This window comes from Bifidobacterium psychraerophilum, assembly GCF_000741705.1.
GTDB lineage: Bacteria > Actinomycetota > Actinomycetes > Actinomycetales > Bifidobacteriaceae > Bombiscardovia > Bombiscardovia psychraerophila.
In genome coordinates, this window is sequence record NZ_JGZI01000009.1 from 701,133 (window position 1) to 718,249 (window position 17,117).

The following is a 17,117-nucleotide window of genomic DNA, read 5'->3' on the forward strand; positions in this document are numbered from 1 at the left end:
GCCGGCGGCGTGATCGATGAATATGCCGGTAACGCCGCCACATGCGGTAACTCCCGGTCGCGCCGTCCGGCTACCGCGCTGCCTGTTCGGGAATCACCGTATAAAAGGGGTCACCCTGCACTGATGGTGAAGGTGCCGATGTCCGTTGTCAACGGACGAGGTTGTGTATGACAAGCCAGCGTTGACGCCAAAATGCTCATTACTATCAAAGGGTGTAAGGAGGCACGGCAATGGCGTCAGATGCAAAAAAATCACTCATCAATTACCTGATGAACAGACGGGATTTTGTTTCGGGTTCAGAACTTTCTGATGCTCTGAATGTATCTACCAAAACCGTTTCACGAATTGTCAAAGATGTGAACCGCGAATCCCTTGATGGATCGGTTATCGATTCTCGCCGAGGTCGTGGCTACCGCTTGAATTGGCAGAATTATTTTGATCGCAAGGATGAGTCGTCAGCAACCACGAATGTTGCTGTACTGAGTTCGGTTGAGCGACGTGATGAAGTCATCAAGCGTCTCCTGATCACCGCGCCTCAGCGCTATCGTTTGCATGAGGTGTGGGGAAAATACTTCATCAGTGAATCCGCGATTTCCGGTGATTTGAAAGCTCTCCGACGTATGGCCGGCAACTTCCATCTCGAGCTGTACAGATCGAATGACTTTATCTGGATCGATGGCAGTGAGAGCAATATTCGCAAAGCCATCGCCGATCTCTTGGTGTCCGACGATGTGATCGTCAGCAGCCAGTCCATGCAACCGGATCTGTATGTGCAGAAGCGTGATGCGGCTTTCGTCTCACACCAACTGGAACTCGTGGAGGAACTGATACATAGCGAGATCCCTTACCCATACAGTGTGAATCTTTACACGCATCTGTACATCCTCATCGAGCGTTTCCGCAATGCCAAAGTGCACATTGATGATGGCGAAGACATCTGTGACAACGACATGATGAAGCGCCATGAAGATCTTGCGGAGGTGTGCGGTCGGGTTATCCGCAACCTCAACGAGTATCTCAACACCACGCTGCCGGAAGCGGAAATATACTACTTGTATCAATACCTGACTTCATCAAGGATCAACAGCACCCAACTGGATGCCAGTGAAATCCCTGAGCGTGTGCTGTCGGTTACGCGGTTCCTCATTGACGCGGTGGCTGAGCATCCCGAATACCAAGACATCAACAAACACGATCTTCTGCTGACGCTGTCGAAGCATATGAAGCCGCTGTTGAATCGTCTTGCCAACCACATCAGGGTGATCAATAACCTGCTTCAACAGATCAAACTCGAATATCCTCAACTCTTCCAGAGTGTTCGATCGGCGACCCAGCAGCTGGTCGATGAGTATCGGCTCAATCCCATTGGTGATGAGGAAGTTGGCTTCATCACTGTGTACTTTGCCCAGGCAATGGAAAACGTGAGGACTCCGGTCAACATCATCCTGGTGTGCACAACAGGTTTGGGAACCGCCCAGCTGCTGCAAGCGAAGATTACCAAACGATTTTCAGAATTCAACATCGTCGCCACCGTCGCGGCACGCAATCTCAACGGCGAAATAGCGAAGCACCCTGAAGTTCACCTGGTCGTATCCACAATTCGTTTACCGCATGACATCAAGGTTCCCACCTTATTGGTCAGCGCAATGCTGACTGTTGAGGACCGCGAACGCATGGAGCTTGAAGCCAGCCGCATCAGGCATAAGGAGGTGGTCTTATGAGACGACTGCTGCTTTGGGAGCCAAACTGGCAGGTCCACGATAAGGCCGCTCTGCTGTCAAGGGTGTCTCAGTACCTGCTTGACGAGAGGATGATCGTGGACTCCGATGCGATAACCTGGGCACTGACTACGCGTGAGGACCTCGGTAACGATCTGGTTGCACCCAATGTCGCCATTCCCCATGCTCAGCATGCGGCGGTCGAACACGCTGTCATGCTCATGGTGAAGCTGAGGCATCCCCTCCTGGATTGGTGCCCTGGTGCCGATGTGGATCGCTACGTTTTTTCCCTGATTCCTACGACTCCATCTGCACGCGATGCGGGTGAGTTGAAAGAGTTCTACACCGATATTGCCGATGATCAGGTGATGGATCGATTGAGCTTGGGTGATCAGAGGGAAATACGAACAATATTCGCGAGTAGAAGGAAAACAACAGTGGAACCGTTATCTCTTAATGCCGTTCTCGATAGGAACACTATCCTGACCAAGGTCGAAGCTGAGAGAAAAGACGAGGTCATAGCAACTCTGTCACAACGCTTGTATGAGCAAGGCTATATTTCCTCGGTTGACGAGTTTGTACAAGCCGTGAATCAGCGTGAACGCGAAGGTGCCACGGGTATCGGTCAACATGTTGCGATTCCTCACGGCCGCAGCGAAACGGTTACTCGTAACGGTGTCGCCATTGCGATCCTCGATCATGAAATCGAATGGGAATCTCTTGACGATACCGGGGCGAAAGTGGTCGTGCTGTTAACGGTTGGCGCAGGGGGACAGGGTTCTCAGGACCATTTGAAAATGCTTTCCTTATTCGCTCGCAAACTGGGCAAGAACGAGGTGATCGAAGGTCTGCTGAAGGCCAATACCATCGACGACGTGATCGCCACGTTTAGCGATTGAATTCTTCATATTACAAACAAGGAGCAACACGATGAACATTGTTGGAGTCAGTGCATGCACTGTGGGAATTGCACACACATATATGGCACAGCAGAAGCTGGAAGATGCCGCAAAAGCGGTGAACGATCAGGTAAAAATCGAGACCCAAGGCACTATAGGCATCGAAAATGAGTTGACTGAGCAGGACATCAATGGCGCAGACATCGTGATTCTGGCAGTCGATGTGAAAATAGCAGGCGAAGAACGTTTTGACGGGAAAAAGGTCGTCAAGGTTTCCACGGCCACGGCTATCAAATCGCCGAACAAACTTATCGCGAAGCTCCATGAACTAGCGAAGCAGTAGGGGTGGAGACTCAGTATGCAATGAGTCTCCGTCAATGGTAACGATCAACAACATCAATGATGACAAGGACGTCAGAAATGAAATTATTTTGGAAAAGAGCTAATTTTAAGGGGCATCTCCTTACGGCCATTTCGTATATGATCCCCATAGTCTGCGGTGCGGGATTCATTATCGCAATCGGTATGGCCTTCGGCGGTAAAAGCCAAGATGCCCTGGTGATGGGTAAATTCGACTTCTTCCAAGCACTGGCAACGCTGGGCGGCAAAGCGCTCGGCATGCTGCCTGTGATAATCGCCACCGGCATCGCTTTCTCGATCGCCGGTAAACCAGGCATCGCACCTGGCTTCGTCACGGGTCTTGCAGCGGTATCGATCAGCGCCGGATTCATTGGCGGCATAGTAGGCGGTTACATCGCAGGTTGGTTCGCTTTCGCGGTATTGCGCTACTTCAAAGTACCCCAATGGGCGAAGGGTCTGATGCCTACGCTCATCGTGCCGTTCCTGGCCTCGATAGGCAGCGGTTTGATTATGGTGTACATCATCGGCACGCCGGTTTCTTGGTTCACCGATTGGCTTACCTCCTTATTGAACAGCATGAATGGCGCCTCCAATTTGATCTTCGGAGGCGTGCTGGGAACCTTGAGCATTGTCGATTTCGGAGGCCCTATTAATAAAACGGTATTTGCCTTTGCTCTGACCTTGCAGGCGCAGGGGATTAACGGGCCCGTTACCGCTCTGCAACTGACCAATACCGCCACACCGATCGGTTTCGGTTTTGCATTCCTGGTTGCAAAACTCATTCGCAAGAATATCTATACCCATGAGGAGGTTGAGACCTTGAAGTCGGCAGTGCCGATGGGTGTGGTCAACATCGTTGAAGGTTCCATCCCGATAGTGATGAACGATCTCGTGCGCGGTGTTGTCGCGGCTGGTCTTGGAGGTATGTGCGAAGGCGCTTTGCTGATGTCCCTGACAGGAGGAGAAGGGGCAACGGTCCCCTTCGGCGGATTCCTGATGTTGCCGACCATGGGCTCGAACTGGTGGGTCGGTGTATTGGCTATTGCGGTCAACATAGTCGTGACAGGCACCGTTTACGCACTGATCAAAAAAGACATACCCGCGGATGAGTTGAGTGCATCGGGCAGTGTGGCCGTTGAAGAGCAAGAGCTTGATTTTGATGACGTTCAAGTTATGTGATCACGAAAGGTAATAATTACGATAATGTCAAGGAAAATTCAACTTTCTCCGTCTTTGATGACGATGGATTTGGACCAATTCAAAGAACAGATCACCTTCCTCAACGATAAAGTGAACTCTTATCATATCGATATCATGGACGGTCATTTCGTCCCTAATATCACTCTCTCACCATGGTTCGTTGAACAGGTGCGCAAGATATCCGACGTTCCCATGTCCGCGCACATGATGGTCACGGATGCGCCGTTTTGGGTCAAACAGCTGATTGATGTCAACTGTGATGAGATATGTTTCCCATCCGAGGTGGCCAATGGGGTGGCTTTCAGCATGATTGACGAGATTCACCACGCCGGTCTGAAGGCGGGTGCGGTGCTCAACCCTGAGACCAGCATAGACACCATAATGCCTTACATCGATTTGCTCGACAAAGTGACCATTATGACCATTGATCCTGGTTTCGCCGGACAGCGGTTTTTGCAGAGCTGTTTGCGGAAAATAACCCAGTTGCGAGAATTGAGAGAGGAACAGGGCTATACATATCAGATCGAGATGGATGGCTCCACGAATCTGAAACACTGGAAGATGATTTCGGATGCGAACCCGGATATTTATGTCATAGGGCGAAGCGGTCTATTCGGTCTCACGGACAACATTGAAGATTCCTGGAAGCAGATGCTGCAGGAGTATGAGAGTTCCACGGGCTTCCGCTTCGATAATGGTTTGTAGACCGATGTAGCGTCTCGGACGTAGAGGATCAGCAGAGAAGACCCCTTGCCAGTACAGTGCGTGGCATCACAACATAGGAATCTCATCAGGGCTTGGTTTTCAGTAGTATTCCCAGGCTTATCGATGCTTTTTGTGATGCCCCTAGGCGGCTGTTTCACCGCAACGGCGGCCACATGCATCATCCACCGAAGTCTTTGAGGCTCGATCTGTATTGGCAACGGTATATCTCTCAGTTCAAGAAAGAACGATTATGGCTAAAACATTCAATTTCACTGTTACCGATCCTGCGGGGATTCATGCCCGTCCGGCAGGGCAATTAGTGAGCAAAGCACAGGAATATGAGTCTGCCGTCACACTCAACGCATCGGATAGATCCGTTGACGCCAAAGGAATTCTGAGTGTGATGGGTCTGGGTGCGCAACAAGGCGATGTTATCGAGGTCTCGGTATCGGGATCCGATGAAGAGGCGGCTGCCGCTGCGTTGCAACAGTTCTTCAAGGAGTCCATGTGATGAAGAGTTTCCAAGGTGTTGGTGTATCCGCGGGAATCGCCATAGGACCGGTCCAAGTGCTGCATACGGCGAACGAAGCGGTTATTCGCAGGGTGGTTGAGGACCCTCAGGCGGAGGTGGAGCGTTTTCGTGCCGCCCAAACTACGGCAATCCAGCAGTTAGGTGTTATTCGTGACAGCACCGCGGCCAAGCTGGGGGAGGGCAAGGCAGAGCTGTTCGATACGCACCGACTGATGCTTCGGGATCCTGAATACGTCAGCAGTATCGAAGATCTCATCATGTCCAGCTCTGTGAATGCTGAATTCGCGGTGAATAGCACTATGGAACAATTCGCGGCGATGTTCGAGGCTATGGATAATTCCTACATGCAAGCTCGCGCCAGCGACATCAGAGATGTTTCGCAGCGAGTAATCGATATTCTCGGCAACCGCGACGGTAATGACAGCACCGTACAGGGATCCGGTCATATTGTTGCTGCCGAAGATCTTGCACCCAGTGAAACAGTGCAATTGGATCGTTCCGCGGTATTGGGATTCGTTACCGAGCAGGGATCGTCGAATTCACATACGGCGATACTCGCGCGGACGATGGGACTGCCTGTGGTAATCGGTGTGCATAAGGGATTTGAATCGTCCGACACCGGGGAAATGATGGTGGTAGACGGCTCAACAGGCACTGTGATCATCGATCCGGATGATGCCACTCTCCAGCAGTATCGCGAGAAGCAGTCGGGCTTTGAAGAACATGTGCGACTGCTGCAGAAACTTAAGGGACAAGCCACAAGAACCAGCACAGGTCAGACGGTACGACTCTATGCGAACATAGGTCGTCCTTCGGATGTTACTGCCGTACTGGCCAACGACGGCGAGGGTATCGGACTGTTCCGCAGTGAGTTTTTGTATCTTGAGAGTGCCGATTTCCCCACGGAGGAATACCAGTTCGAAGCGTATCGTGAGGTTGCCCAGAAGATGGGTGACCGGCTCGTGGTGATCCGCACCCTGGATATAGGCGCTGATAAACAGGCCGACTACTTCGGACTCGAGCATGAGGACAACCCCGCGTTGGGGTACCGGGCAATTCGCATCTGTCTGACGCAACCAGAGATATTCAAGGTGCAGTTAAGGGCCTTGTTAAGAGCATCGGCATATGGGAATATCGCCGTGATGTTCCCGATGATAACCTCCGTGTCGGAGGTGCGCGAGGCCAAAGGCATACTATCCCAAGTGAAGTCGGAGCTGCGTGCCGCGCATGTTCGGTTCAATGAGGACATCGCTGTCGGCATCATGATCGAGACGCCCGCATCCGTTATCATGGCCGACGAACTTGCCGCTGAAGTGGATTTCTTCTCAATCGGCACTAATGATCTGACGCAATACACACTGGCTTGTGATAGGCAGAACCCCAACCTGGGTAGGTTCGCGGATCCCCATTCGCCGGCGGTATTACGAATGATCGATATGACGGTCAAGGCCGCGCATGATCATGGTATCTGGTGTGGCATTTGTGGCGAACTCGGAGCGGATGTAGCTCTTACGGACACGTTCCTCGATATGGGAATTGATGAGTTGTCCGTGTCGCCTAAAAGCATTTTGCCATTGCGGGAGGCCATCAGAAAGCGTTGATACTGGGTGTGCGTGCCGGTGTCGGCGATTGTGGTGATTCTCATTCCGGCATCGTTGATGCGGCGGCAGCGCGTTCATGAACAGCAATAAGCCTTCCCTGCGAGATTCGCGGGGAAGGCTTATTGATATCCGGTGATGCCTTAATGGCACCGTGTTGAGACCATCAGTGCATCAGCGGAACTGCATATCTGAAACTCAGATGTGGAAGTAGAGCTCGTACTCGAGTGGCGTCGGGGCGAGGCGGGCCTCGTCGATTTCGCCGTGCTTGAGCTCAAGCCAGGTCTCGATGAGATCGTCGGTGAAGACGTCGCCGGCCGTCAGGAAGTCGTGATCGGCTTCGAGGGCATTCAGGGCCTCGGTCAGTGAGCCTGGGACCTGTGCGATCTGGTCATGCTCTTCGGGAGGAAGCTCGTAGAGATCCTTGTCGACTGGTTCCGGTGGCTCGATGTGGTTCAGGATGCCGTCCAGGCCGGCCATCAGCTGAGCGGAGAAGGCCAGGAAGGGGTTCGAGCTTGGATCCGGTGCGCGGAACTCGATGCGCTTCGCCGCTGGTGAGGTACCTGCGAGCGGGATGCGGATAGCCGCCGAACGGTTACGGGCCGAGTAGACGAGGTTGACTGGGGCTTCGTAGCCGGGAACCAGACGATGGTATGAATTCATCGAGGGGTTGGTGAAGGCGAGGACTGAAGGAGCGTGCTTGATCAATCCGCCGACATACCAGCGTGCGATATCGGAGAGGCCGCCGTATCCTCTCTCGTCGTAGAACAGGGGCTTGCCGTCTTTCCAGAGGGACTGGTGGCAATGCATGCCGGTGCCGTTGTCTCCTGCGATCGGCTTCGGCATGAAGGTGGCCGCCTTGCCTGCGAGGGCTGCGGTCTCATGCACGATGTACTTGTACTTCATCAGATCGTCGCCTGCATGCTGCAGGGTGTTGAAGCGGTAGTTGATCTCCTGCTGTCCGGCGCCTGCAACCTCATGGTGCGAACGCTCGAGGATCAGGCCGACCTGCTGCAGGTTGGCGACCATGTCGTCGCGCAGATCCTGGTTGTGGTCGATTGGCGGCACTGGGAAGTAGCCGCGCTTCACGCGGTTCTTGAACCCGATGTTCGGTGTGCCGTCATCCTCGATGTCGGTTCCTGAATTCCAGGGAGCCTCAATCGAATCGACTTCGTAGAAGGAACGGCTCATGCTGTTCTCATAACGCACCTTGTCGAAGATGAAGAACTCGGCTTCGGGTGCGAAGGAGGCGGTGTCCGCGATGCCGGTGGACTTGAGGTACGCCTCGGCCTTGGCGGCAACCTGGCGGGGATCGCGTGAGTAAGGCTCATCGGTGAGTGGGTCCACGATGGAGAAGGCCACGTTGAGAGTCTTGTGCTTGCGGAAAGGATCGATGAATGCAGTGCTCACATCAGGCACCAGCTTCATATCGGATTCGTTGATGGCCTGGAATCCCTGGACCGATGATCCGTCGAAAGGCATGCCTTCGTCGAATGCATTGTCGAGGAACTCATTTGTTGGCACCGTGAAGTGCTGCTGCACGCCGATGAGATCCGTGAAACGGATGGAAACGTATTCCACGCCCTCCGTGTTGATAAGAGCCTCGGCATCGGCCTTTGTTTTCAGTTCAGTCACTGAACTGCTCCTTTCATGAGAACTTACGAATTCCAAGTCTAGAAGAGTGCGTTTCCCATACGCGCCCGGTAGGTTACGAGGATGTTTCGTCACATCACAACTCCCAGAATACCGGGGGAGCCTGAAACCACTATGTGGACGCACCGGGAGTAAGCGGTGCGTCCACATGGATCAATATGGGCCTGTGCCGAGAGCACAGGTGGTATAGGCGGTATATACAGGCGACGGTGGATGCCCGAGGTGTGATACCGGCTCGTCGTCGGATGATCACACCAAAGGCTGTCCGGCTGCTCAGCGTCCTCGCATCGCGCGCCTGTTGACACGCATCTTCGTGGGGTCCACTCCCTTGGGAACGCCGACGCCTGATTGCTGCTGCAAGGTGCGCAGGCGATCGTTGAGCTGTTCGAGTTCGTATTTGGTCAGCTTGATCTTCTTGCGCATCACGGTGCGTTGCAGATTGGAGAGCGCGACCTGCTGCTCGCCTTTGCCCACACTGATCTTATGGACGGGAATCGCCGATCCGCGTGTGATCCTATGGATTTTGGTCTCTTCGCGTTCCATTGCTTTGAGCACGCGGGAGTAATCGCCCTCACCGACCAGGTAGACACCGGCACGACCGGTTCCACGCCATACGGCGTCCTTGGTCTTCATGTCGATCCACACGGGTTCCTGCGGGAAGTTGAAACCGCCCTTGGTGATGTTGTTGAGAACCGCACCTGTGGCTCCGGGACGGCCTTCCATACGGCGGTAGCCGACCCTGTCCGAACGCTTGGTCAGGGTGATGGTGGCGAGCAGCAGCCCGCACATGATGCCCGTCAGGACGACCATGATCCATGTGAACCATCCGGCCTTGATCAGCAGGCCTATGATGACGGCCACCAGCACCGGTGCCAGAACGGCCAGGACCAGCAGCCACGGCAGTAGTTTGTCTTCCTTTGCAGTGAAGGAATAGATCTGTTTGATCTGGGAAAGCGTGCCCTGTGATTTCTTCGTCTTCTTGGACTGAGCCTTGTCAGCGTTCTCTGCCATACCACCCTCACTTAAGTTGCATTACTGGAAAGACAGTCTACCAAGAGACACAAGGAAGCGCTTCCCGTCGGTGATGCCCGTCCGCACCCTCCTCATGAATACCGGCGTAGGCCCTTCATGGAAGGGAGGGCCTACGCCGGATGGGATTCGCGGCGGCCGATGCTAACGCACGTGCAAAGGCCGCTCGTCGGCTTTGAGCAGGCTCTCGCCGAAGGCCTCGCTGAAGGTCGGATGCGGATGGATGAGCCGTGCGGCGTCGGCCAAGGGGACGCGGTTGCCCACCAGTTGCTCCGCCTCGGCGATCATCTCGCTGGCGTGGGGACCGATGATCTGGGCGCCGAGCACCACCGGGGTATCGGGATCGGATTCATCACAGCCGGTGACCACGGACAGTGAGCCTCCCTGACCGGTCATCAGCACCCTGGCGTTGGACATCATCGGGTAGGCGGTTTCCTTGACGCTGACCAGGGTGTCATCCTCCTGTGCCGCATCAAGCGTCATGCCCACCGCCGCGGCTTCGGGCGTTGAGAACACGATCTGCGGCACGGTGTTGTCGTCGACTCCTCGTGGTTCGAGACCCGCTATGGCCTCGGCAACGGTGATGCCCTGCTCGAAGGCCCTGTGGGCCAGTTGGTGGCCGGGGGTGATGTCGCCGACGGCCCAGACATGCTCGACGCTGCTTTGCCCCAGTTCATCGGTTTTCACCAGTCCATGCCCGTCCAGGTCGATGCCTGCATCCGCGAACCACTGCGCGTCGGTCGCGGCCTGCCTGCCGATGGCCACCAGCACCACATCGGCCTCGACCTGCTGCTCATCATCATGCTCGTCCTTGTAATGCACGGTGGCTCCGAGGTTGTCGCCGGTGTCGATGCCTGTGCATGAGGCATGGGTGATGAGATTGATGCCGCTGCGTTTCAATTCACGTCCCAGCGTGACGCCTGCGCGTTTGCTCCATCCTGAGATCACGCGGTCCTTGCGGGCGAGCAGTGTGACCTTGCATCCCGCGGTGTTCCACAGGCTTGCGAATTCCAGTGCGATCGCGCCCGATCCGATGATGACCGCGCTGTCGGGGAAGGTGTCCAAGGTCAGGGCGTGATCCGAATCAAGGATGACGTCGGAGAAGGGGATATCGGGCAGCGGTCGGGGCCGTGATCCGGTCGCGATGATGATATCGGTGGCCTTGATGGTCTGCGTCGAGTCATCGTTTTGCACCGTCAGCTCGCCGGTGCCGCTGATGCTGGCCTGCCCGTGGATGACATCCACCTTCCGGTGCTTCAGCAGAGCCGCAAGCCCCTCGGTCATGGTGCTGACCATCCGTTCGCGGTGATCACGCAACTCGCCGAAATCTATGCCTTGGAATTCGAGTTTGATGCCGGTGCTCTGTGCATGCTTGGCCTCATTGATCGTGCCGACGGAGGTGATCAGAGCCTTGGTCGGGATGCATCCGCGATTCAGGCAGGTGCCGCCTACCACGGCATCGCGTTCGATGATGACGACGTGCTTACCGAGCTCACTAGCCCGCAACGCTGCGGAATACCCGCCGGGACCGGCTCCGATGACGGCGATGTCATATTGGAGCCGGTCGTGTTCGGCTGTCTCGGTTGTATCAGTGCTGTTCTGCGTATCTTCATGTGCTTCGCTCATGCGTCCCCCTGACGATGCGTGCTGTTGCCTGTGTTCGAAGCCGTGTCAACGCATCAACATCAACGCATCAGTGTCAACGCATTAACGAAGGATGATGTGAAGCAACGACCCTACTTCGGCCAGTTTCCCCTCTTTGGGGTGCGAGGGCGAGGCATTCGCCACCGGCGCAACTGCAGGGCGCGGGACCATGCGTAGGTCGCGGAGCGCGAACCCTTGGCGACGGCGCGTTCACCGTACTTCTCGGTGAGTTTGACCTTGAGCTTCCTCCACATGAAGGCGATATCGATCACGGCCGCGATGAGATAGGCGTACATCAGGATCAGCAGCGGCATGGAGAGCTGCGGGTAGAAGGCCGTCACGGCCATCGAACCCAGCAGGATCACGAAGGCGACCGGGATGAAGAACTCGGCGAGGTTCCAACGCGCATCGATGTAGTCGCGGATGTACACACGCCAGGGAAGCTTCTCGGCAGCCGGCATATGCTTCACGTCGCCGCTGCGCATCGCATCGTATTCCTCGTTCTGCTTTTCGCGCAGCTTGTTGCGCTCGACCTTGCGGCTCGCCTTGCGGTCCTTTGGAACGATCGGCCTGAGGTTCTGGGCCTCGACCTGCCTGCGCTTCGGTGTCGGGCGTCCTTTCCCTGTTGAATCTTCATCGTCTTCAGCTATCGGGATCTGCGCCTCGGCGTCTTCGGCGGCGTTGCGTTTCAATGGGTTCCATGTCATGCGAACAGGTTACGGTGACGCCTAGACGCATAAGGCCTCGCAGGCCCGTTACAACAAGAGTGTTGGGAGATGGATATGACCACATTGACTAGTGATGACATTCGCGATCGCGTGCAGGGGGATTGGCAGCGCATCGTCACGCTGCTCGCCGACAAGGTGGCTTGCGCTTCCGTTTCGGCGCAGGGCATCACCGGTGAGCATATGAAGCGTTCCGCAGGCTTCGTCGAGCAGGAGTTCAAGGCGCTGGGCATCGATGCCCATGTCGTCCAGTCGCACAACCCGGATGGGACCCCGGGGGCCTACGAGGTGGTCGGATCACGCATCGTCGATCCCGCCGCACCGACCGTGCTGCTTTATGCGCATCACGACGTGCAGCCTGTTCCCGACGCGGGCGATTGGGACACCGATCCCTTCGTGGCGGTGGAGAAGGACGGACGTCTGTATGGTCGTGGATCCGCCGATGACGGCGGTGGCATCGCCATCCATTCGGGTGCGCTGAAGGCCCTGGGTGATGATCTTGGCGTGAATATCAAGATCTTCATCGAAGGCGAGGAGGAGATGGGCTCACCAAGCTTCATTCCATTCATCGAGCAGCATCAGGATGAGTTCGCGGCCGATGTGATCATCGTCGCGGATTCGGGCAACTGGTCGGCTGATGTGCCGAGCCTGACCACCTCCCTGCGCGGGAACACGACGCTTGATGTGAGCTTGAGGGTTCTTGGCCATCCGGTGCATTCCGGGCAATTCGGCGGCCCGATCCTCGATGCGAATACGCTTGCGGCCATGCTGATCTCCAGCATGTATGACGAATCGGGCGAACTCGTGGTACCCGGCATCACGGCTGAGGAGCCGGTCGGCGGATTGCAGCGCGACCTGGATGAGGAGACCTTGAGAAACGATGCCGCAACGGTGCAGGGACTGCGCTTCGCGGGAACGGGCTCCCTGGCTTCACGGCTCTGGACGAAGCCGAGCCTGACCGTCATAGGCTTCGATGCCCACCCCGTCGAAGGTTCCTTCAATGTGCTCGCCGATGCGGCGACCTTCAGGCTCTCCCTGCGCACGGCCCCCTCGCAGCGTCCCGAAGAGGCACAGCGTGCGCTCGCGGCATTCCTGACCGAACATGCGCCTTTCGGTGCGCAGGTGACGGTCACGCCTCTGGACAACGGCATGGGCTGGGCGATGGATCCGAACGCCAAAGCCGTGAAGACCGCCGAGGAGGCCATGAGCGAGGCATTCAGCACGGATGTGGTCAACAAGGGCGAGGGTGGATCGATCCCCTTCATCCCGGAACTGCAGCGCATCTTCCCTGAAGCGCAGGTGCTGGTGACCGGCCCCGAGGATCCGAAGTCCAACGCCCATAGCCCGAATGAGTCGATTTCACTCTCGGGGCTGCGCAACAACGTGATCACCGAGGCCCTGCTGCTTGACCGGCTGGCAAACGAGTGATGACGACAGCGCAGTGACGAGAGCTGTCACATTCCGGCGCGCGGCGGGCGCCATACCCCTGTTGTTGAAGGCGGGTATGGCGCCCGCAGTCGTATGCCCGCGATGGTCGGGATTGTGAGATTCATCGCAGGCGGATGGTGATGCGCGGATGCGCATTGTATTTGGTCAGGGGCTTGGCTAGTATCGCTGGTGACACGGGGGCTGCATGCGTGAGCGTGCGGCTGAGATGAGGCGAAGCCTCAACCGAACGAACGTATACCGGGTAATGCCGGCGCACGGATGTCGCTCTTTTCCCGTGCCTTGAATTGCACCATCATGCGCAAGATGCGCATGGATATGAAAGGCACAGCATCATGACTTCAACAACAACTTCGGCACGGCCCGTTCTGCGGTGGCGCGTGGTGGATATCGCGGTGGCTTCGGTGATCGGCGTCGCCAGCTCATTGATCTATTGGCTCGTCGCACTGATCTCGACCGGTCCTTGGAATTTCCTGGAGGCGATCATTCCGGGCTTCGGAGGCGTCTTCAACGGTCTGTGGCTTTTCGCCGGACCTCTGGCCGCGGTGATCGTGCGTAAACCGGGTGCCGCCATCTATGCCGAGGTGGTCGCCGCCGTACTCGAAGCCCTGATGGGTAATATCTGGGGCGGCGGTGCGACCTTCGTGATCGGTCTGGTGCAGGGTGTGATGGCGGAACTCATATTCGTCATCCTGATGTATCGCAAGTGGAATCCCTCGACCCTGGTGCTTTCGGGTGCGTTGTCGGGATTGGGCTGCTGGGGGTACTCCTTCTTCACGAATCTGCAGGCCATCGACTGGGGCGGTTCATACGGCATCATCTATCTGCTCACCACACTGGTCTCCGGGGCCGTGATCGCGGGCATACTGATGTGGTACCTCTACATCGCCATCGCCAAAACCGGTGCCTTGGATCATTTCGCTTCAGGACGCGAGGTGCGTGGAATAGCGGATTGATACCATTCGGAACCACAGATCGGATCGTTCAAGCATGAAGGCAACAGTGTCGGACATCGACTCGTCGCAGGACGCTTCTCAAGCAGGAAGCGCACGCGCCGCGGTCCCGGGCGTTCGTACCTCGGATGGCGGGGCGTCCTCCCTGACATTCGACCATTGGGGATACAAACACGCCTCACGCCGTCATTTCGCCGTCCGTGATCTTTCCCTGCACATCGAGCAGGGCGAGCGGGTGCTGCTCCTTGGGGCTTCGGGAATCGGCAAATCGACGATCCTTGAGGGCGCTGCCGGGTTGATCGGCAGCCAGGTGGATGCCATCCCGGCCGCCGATGGCGCGCAGGACGTGACCGCCGCCGTTTCCGACGCCGACGGAGGCCTGACCGAAGGACGGGTGCTGGTCGGTGACGATCCGGTTCAGGAACGTATCGGCAGCGTCGGCCTGGTGCTCCAGGATCCGGATGCGCAGGCCATTTTCCAACGTCTGGGCGATAACGTCGCCTTCGGCCCCGAAAACCTGGACGTCCCCAGAGATGAGATCTGGCAGCGGACACGCGAGAGCCTGTCTTCGGTCGGCATGGGGGAGTTGAAACTGGAGCATTCGGTGCTGCACCTCAGCGGTGGTCAGATGCAGCGTGCGGCATTGGCCGGGGCGCTGGCGATGCGTCCGGGTGTGCTGCTGCTTGACGAGCCCACCGCCAACCTCGATCCGGACGGCGTCCATCAGATCGTGAAGGCGGTTCGCGATGTCGTGGACCGGCGAAACTGCACGATGCTTCTGGTCGAGCATCATGCCGAACCGTGGATAGACATGATCGACCGCGTTGTGGTGCTGGGACTCGAATCCGAGAACAACGCGCATTCGGATATCGTGAACGACTCCGATCATGACGATATGGACCGAAGTGCCTTCCGCAAAACCGTGGTGGTGGCCGATGGGACACCGGAGGAGATCTTCACCGATCACGGGCTGGATTTCGCGCAGCTCGGCATCTGGGTCCCTGAACGCTACCGCCGTCCGGAGGATGCGATCACGGCCATCAGCACCCCTGACGAACCTGATTACCCGGCTTCGCAGGGCGAGGGCGAGCCCCTGCTCCGTGCACACGACCTTTCGATCGGGCGTGAGGGCACGGCGATCGCCGAGCATATCGATCTGGATTTCAGGCCGGGACAGATCACCGCGCTGGTCGGGCCCAACGGGGTGGGGAAGTCCACGCTGTCGCTCACACTCGCCGGCCTGCTCAAAGCCGTGAAGGGCGAGGTCATTGCCGAGGCCAAGCTGGCGGATGGGCTTGTTCAGTCGGATCCGTACACCTGGAAATCCAGTGATCTGGCATCCCGCATCTCCTACGTGTTCCAGAATCCGGAACACCAATTCGCCAAAGGAACGGTGATGGAGGAGATGCTGCTCGCTCCCCAGCGGAGCGGCATGCCTCCCCAGGAGGCGCAGCAGCGGGCGGATGATCTGCTTGAACGTTTCAATCTCAAACGCTATGCGAGGGTCAATCCCTATACGCTTTCGGGTGGTGAGAAGCGCAGGCTGACCGTCGCCGCCGCGCTCGCGGCCGCCCCGCGTGTGCTGCTGCTGGATGAGCCGACATTCGGCCAGGACAGACGCACCTGGATGCAGATCGTCCGGCTGATTCACTCGTTGCGATCAGACGGGGTCAGCATCATCGTGATCACCCATGACCGTGATCTGGTCACCGCGCTTGATGCCCGTGTGGTCGAGCTGGCACCGCAGGGAAGTGTCACTTCCTGGGATGCCGGCTCGCAGGGGAGCCGTGATATGGCGCATATTCCCGTCAGTCCGATGGATATGCGTGATGAGACCGTGCCTCCCTCAAGCCGCTCGCCCTTCCTGGCGTCACTGAATCCGGCCTTCCGCGTGATAGGCGCCCTTGTGGCCACGCTGCCTATGCTGGTGAGTCTGGATTGGGTGTCCGCCACGGTTTCACTTGTTCTCGAAGTGCTGCTGTTCATGATCGCGGGCTTCACCCCCTGGCGCCTGGTGCGTTCCACATGGCCTTTGTTCATCGGGGCACCCGGCTCGGCTCTGGCGGTGGTGCTGTATGGCAAAAGCGGTGGCGACACCATATGGCAGTGGGGTCTGATCCATGTGACCGACCGCTCGGTTGATCTGGCCGTGGCCACCTTCCTGAGGATCCTCGCCATCGGCATTCCTGCGATCATCGCCGTCCTCGGCATTGACGCCACCGATCTTGCCGACTCCTTCAGCCAGGTGCTGCACCTGCCGGATCGCTTCGTCTACGGCGGTTTGGCGGGAATGCGCCTGTTCACGGTGTTGCAGGATGATTGGGGGGCGCTCACCGCTTCGCGCAGGTCGCGTGGCCTGGGCGACGACAACGCGATACGGACCTTCTTCCCGCAGGCTTTCGCTTTGCTGGTGCTGTCGATACGGCGTTCGACCACACTCGCCACCGCGATGCAGGCCAGAGGCTTCGGGGGAGCGGGGCCGAGAAGCCATGCGCGTCTTTCCGTGTTCGGGGCCAGGGATTACACCTATATGGTGATTTGCCTGAGTGTGCCGATCATCGCCTTGGTATCCGCCGGAGTCCTCGGTACCTTCACCTTCTTCGGCGGCTGATGCCCGTGCAGTCAGGGCTGGTCGGCAAAGTCGGCTGACCTGAA

At 57.1% G+C, this 17,117-nt stretch carries 14 protein-coding genes; 10 read left to right on the top strand and 4 right to left on the bottom strand.

All coding sequences use genetic code 11. The annotated features are described in order from the left end of the window. The first annotated feature begins 230 nt into the window (after window positions 1-230). The 7 genes from BPSY_RS06910 to ptsP all read left to right on the top strand — a co-directional run bounded on the left by BPSY_RS06910 (window position 231) and on the right by ptsP (window position 7,015). Window positions 231-1,721 carry a BglG family transcription antiterminator gene (locus BPSY_RS06910; protein ID WP_033496612.1) on the top strand — a complete coding sequence of 497 codons (1,491 nt, stop codon included), beginning with the start codon at window positions 231-233 and terminating at the stop codon, window positions 1,719-1,721. Further along, window positions 1,718-2,617, top strand: coding sequence for a PTS sugar transporter subunit IIA (locus BPSY_RS11945; RefSeq protein WP_081884307.1), 900 nt, complete (start codon window positions 1,718-1,720; stop codon window positions 2,615-2,617). Before BPSY_RS06910 ends, BPSY_RS11945 begins: the two co-directional genes overlap by 4 nt. Before the next feature lie 31 nt (window positions 2,618-2,648). Beyond that, window positions 2,649-2,960 (top strand): PTS fructose transporter subunit IIB, encoded by a 312-nt coding sequence (locus tag BPSY_RS06920; RefSeq protein ID WP_033496611.1) that lies wholly within the window; start codon window positions 2,649-2,651, stop codon window positions 2,958-2,960. 77 nt (window positions 2,961-3,037) lie between these two features. Continuing rightward, a complete protein-coding gene (locus tag BPSY_RS06925; RefSeq protein ID WP_033496609.1) occupies window positions 3,038-4,156 on the top strand; it encodes a PTS fructose transporter subunit IIC in 1,119 nt (372 codons plus the stop codon). Window positions 4,157-4,180: 24 nt separating this feature from the next. After that, window positions 4,181-4,882, top strand: a complete 702-nt coding sequence (gene alsE, locus BPSY_RS06930; protein WP_033496607.1) for a D-allulose 6-phosphate 3-epimerase — start codon at window positions 4,181-4,183, stop codon at window positions 4,880-4,882. 250 nt (window positions 4,883-5,132) lie between these two features. Beyond that, entirely contained in the window at window positions 5,133-5,393 is a 261-nt protein-coding gene (locus BPSY_RS06935; protein WP_033496605.1) for an HPr family phosphocarrier protein, read from the top strand. Continuing rightward, a complete protein-coding gene (ptsP, locus tag BPSY_RS06940) occupies window positions 5,393-7,015 on the top strand; it encodes a phosphoenolpyruvate--protein phosphotransferase (protein ID WP_033496603.1) in 1,623 nt (540 codons plus the stop codon). Before BPSY_RS06935 ends, ptsP begins: the two co-directional genes overlap by 1 nt. A 195-nt stretch (window positions 7,016-7,210) precedes the next feature. Here the strand turns inward: ptsP and glnA are convergent, their stop codons facing one another. The 4 genes from glnA to BPSY_RS06960 all read right to left on the bottom strand — a co-directional run bounded on the left by glnA (window position 7,211) and on the right by BPSY_RS06960 (window position 12,045). Next, complete coding sequence (gene glnA, locus BPSY_RS06945) at window positions 7,211-8,647, bottom strand: type I glutamate--ammonia ligase (RefSeq protein WP_033496601.1); 1,437 nt, start codon at window positions 8,645-8,647, stop codon at window positions 7,211-7,213. 291 nt (window positions 8,648-8,938) lie between these two features. Next, a complete protein-coding gene (locus BPSY_RS06950; protein WP_033496599.1) occupies window positions 8,939-9,676 on the bottom strand; it encodes a DUF4191 domain-containing protein in 738 nt (245 codons plus the stop codon). Window positions 9,677-9,838: 162 nt separating this feature from the next. After that, window positions 9,839-11,320 (bottom strand): dihydrolipoyl dehydrogenase, encoded by a 1,482-nt coding sequence (lpdA, locus tag BPSY_RS06955; protein ID WP_081884308.1) that lies wholly within the window; start codon window positions 11,318-11,320, stop codon window positions 9,839-9,841. A gap of 110 nt (window positions 11,321-11,430) precedes the next feature. After that, window positions 11,431-12,045, bottom strand: a complete 615-nt coding sequence (locus tag BPSY_RS06960; RefSeq protein ID WP_033496597.1) for a DUF3043 domain-containing protein — start codon at window positions 12,043-12,045, stop codon at window positions 11,431-11,433. Window positions 12,046-12,120: 75 nt separating this feature from the next. Between BPSY_RS06960 and BPSY_RS06965 the strand changes: the two genes are divergently transcribed. The 3 genes from BPSY_RS06965 (at window position 12,121) to BPSY_RS06975 (ending at window position 17,073) form a co-directional block, all read left to right on the top strand. Further along, a complete protein-coding gene (locus BPSY_RS06965) occupies window positions 12,121-13,491 on the top strand; it encodes a dipeptidase (protein WP_033496734.1) in 1,371 nt (456 codons plus the stop codon). A 353-nt stretch (window positions 13,492-13,844) separates the two neighbouring features. Beyond that, on the top strand, window positions 13,845-14,465 hold the full coding sequence (locus BPSY_RS06970; protein WP_033496595.1) for an ECF transporter S component: 621 nt from the start codon (window positions 13,845-13,847) through the stop codon (window positions 14,463-14,465). 34 nt (window positions 14,466-14,499) lie between these two features. After that, complete coding sequence (locus BPSY_RS06975; protein ID WP_081884309.1) at window positions 14,500-17,073, top strand: ATP-binding cassette domain-containing protein; 2,574 nt, start codon at window positions 14,500-14,502, stop codon at window positions 17,071-17,073. Window positions 17,074-17,117: the final 44 nt, after the last annotated feature.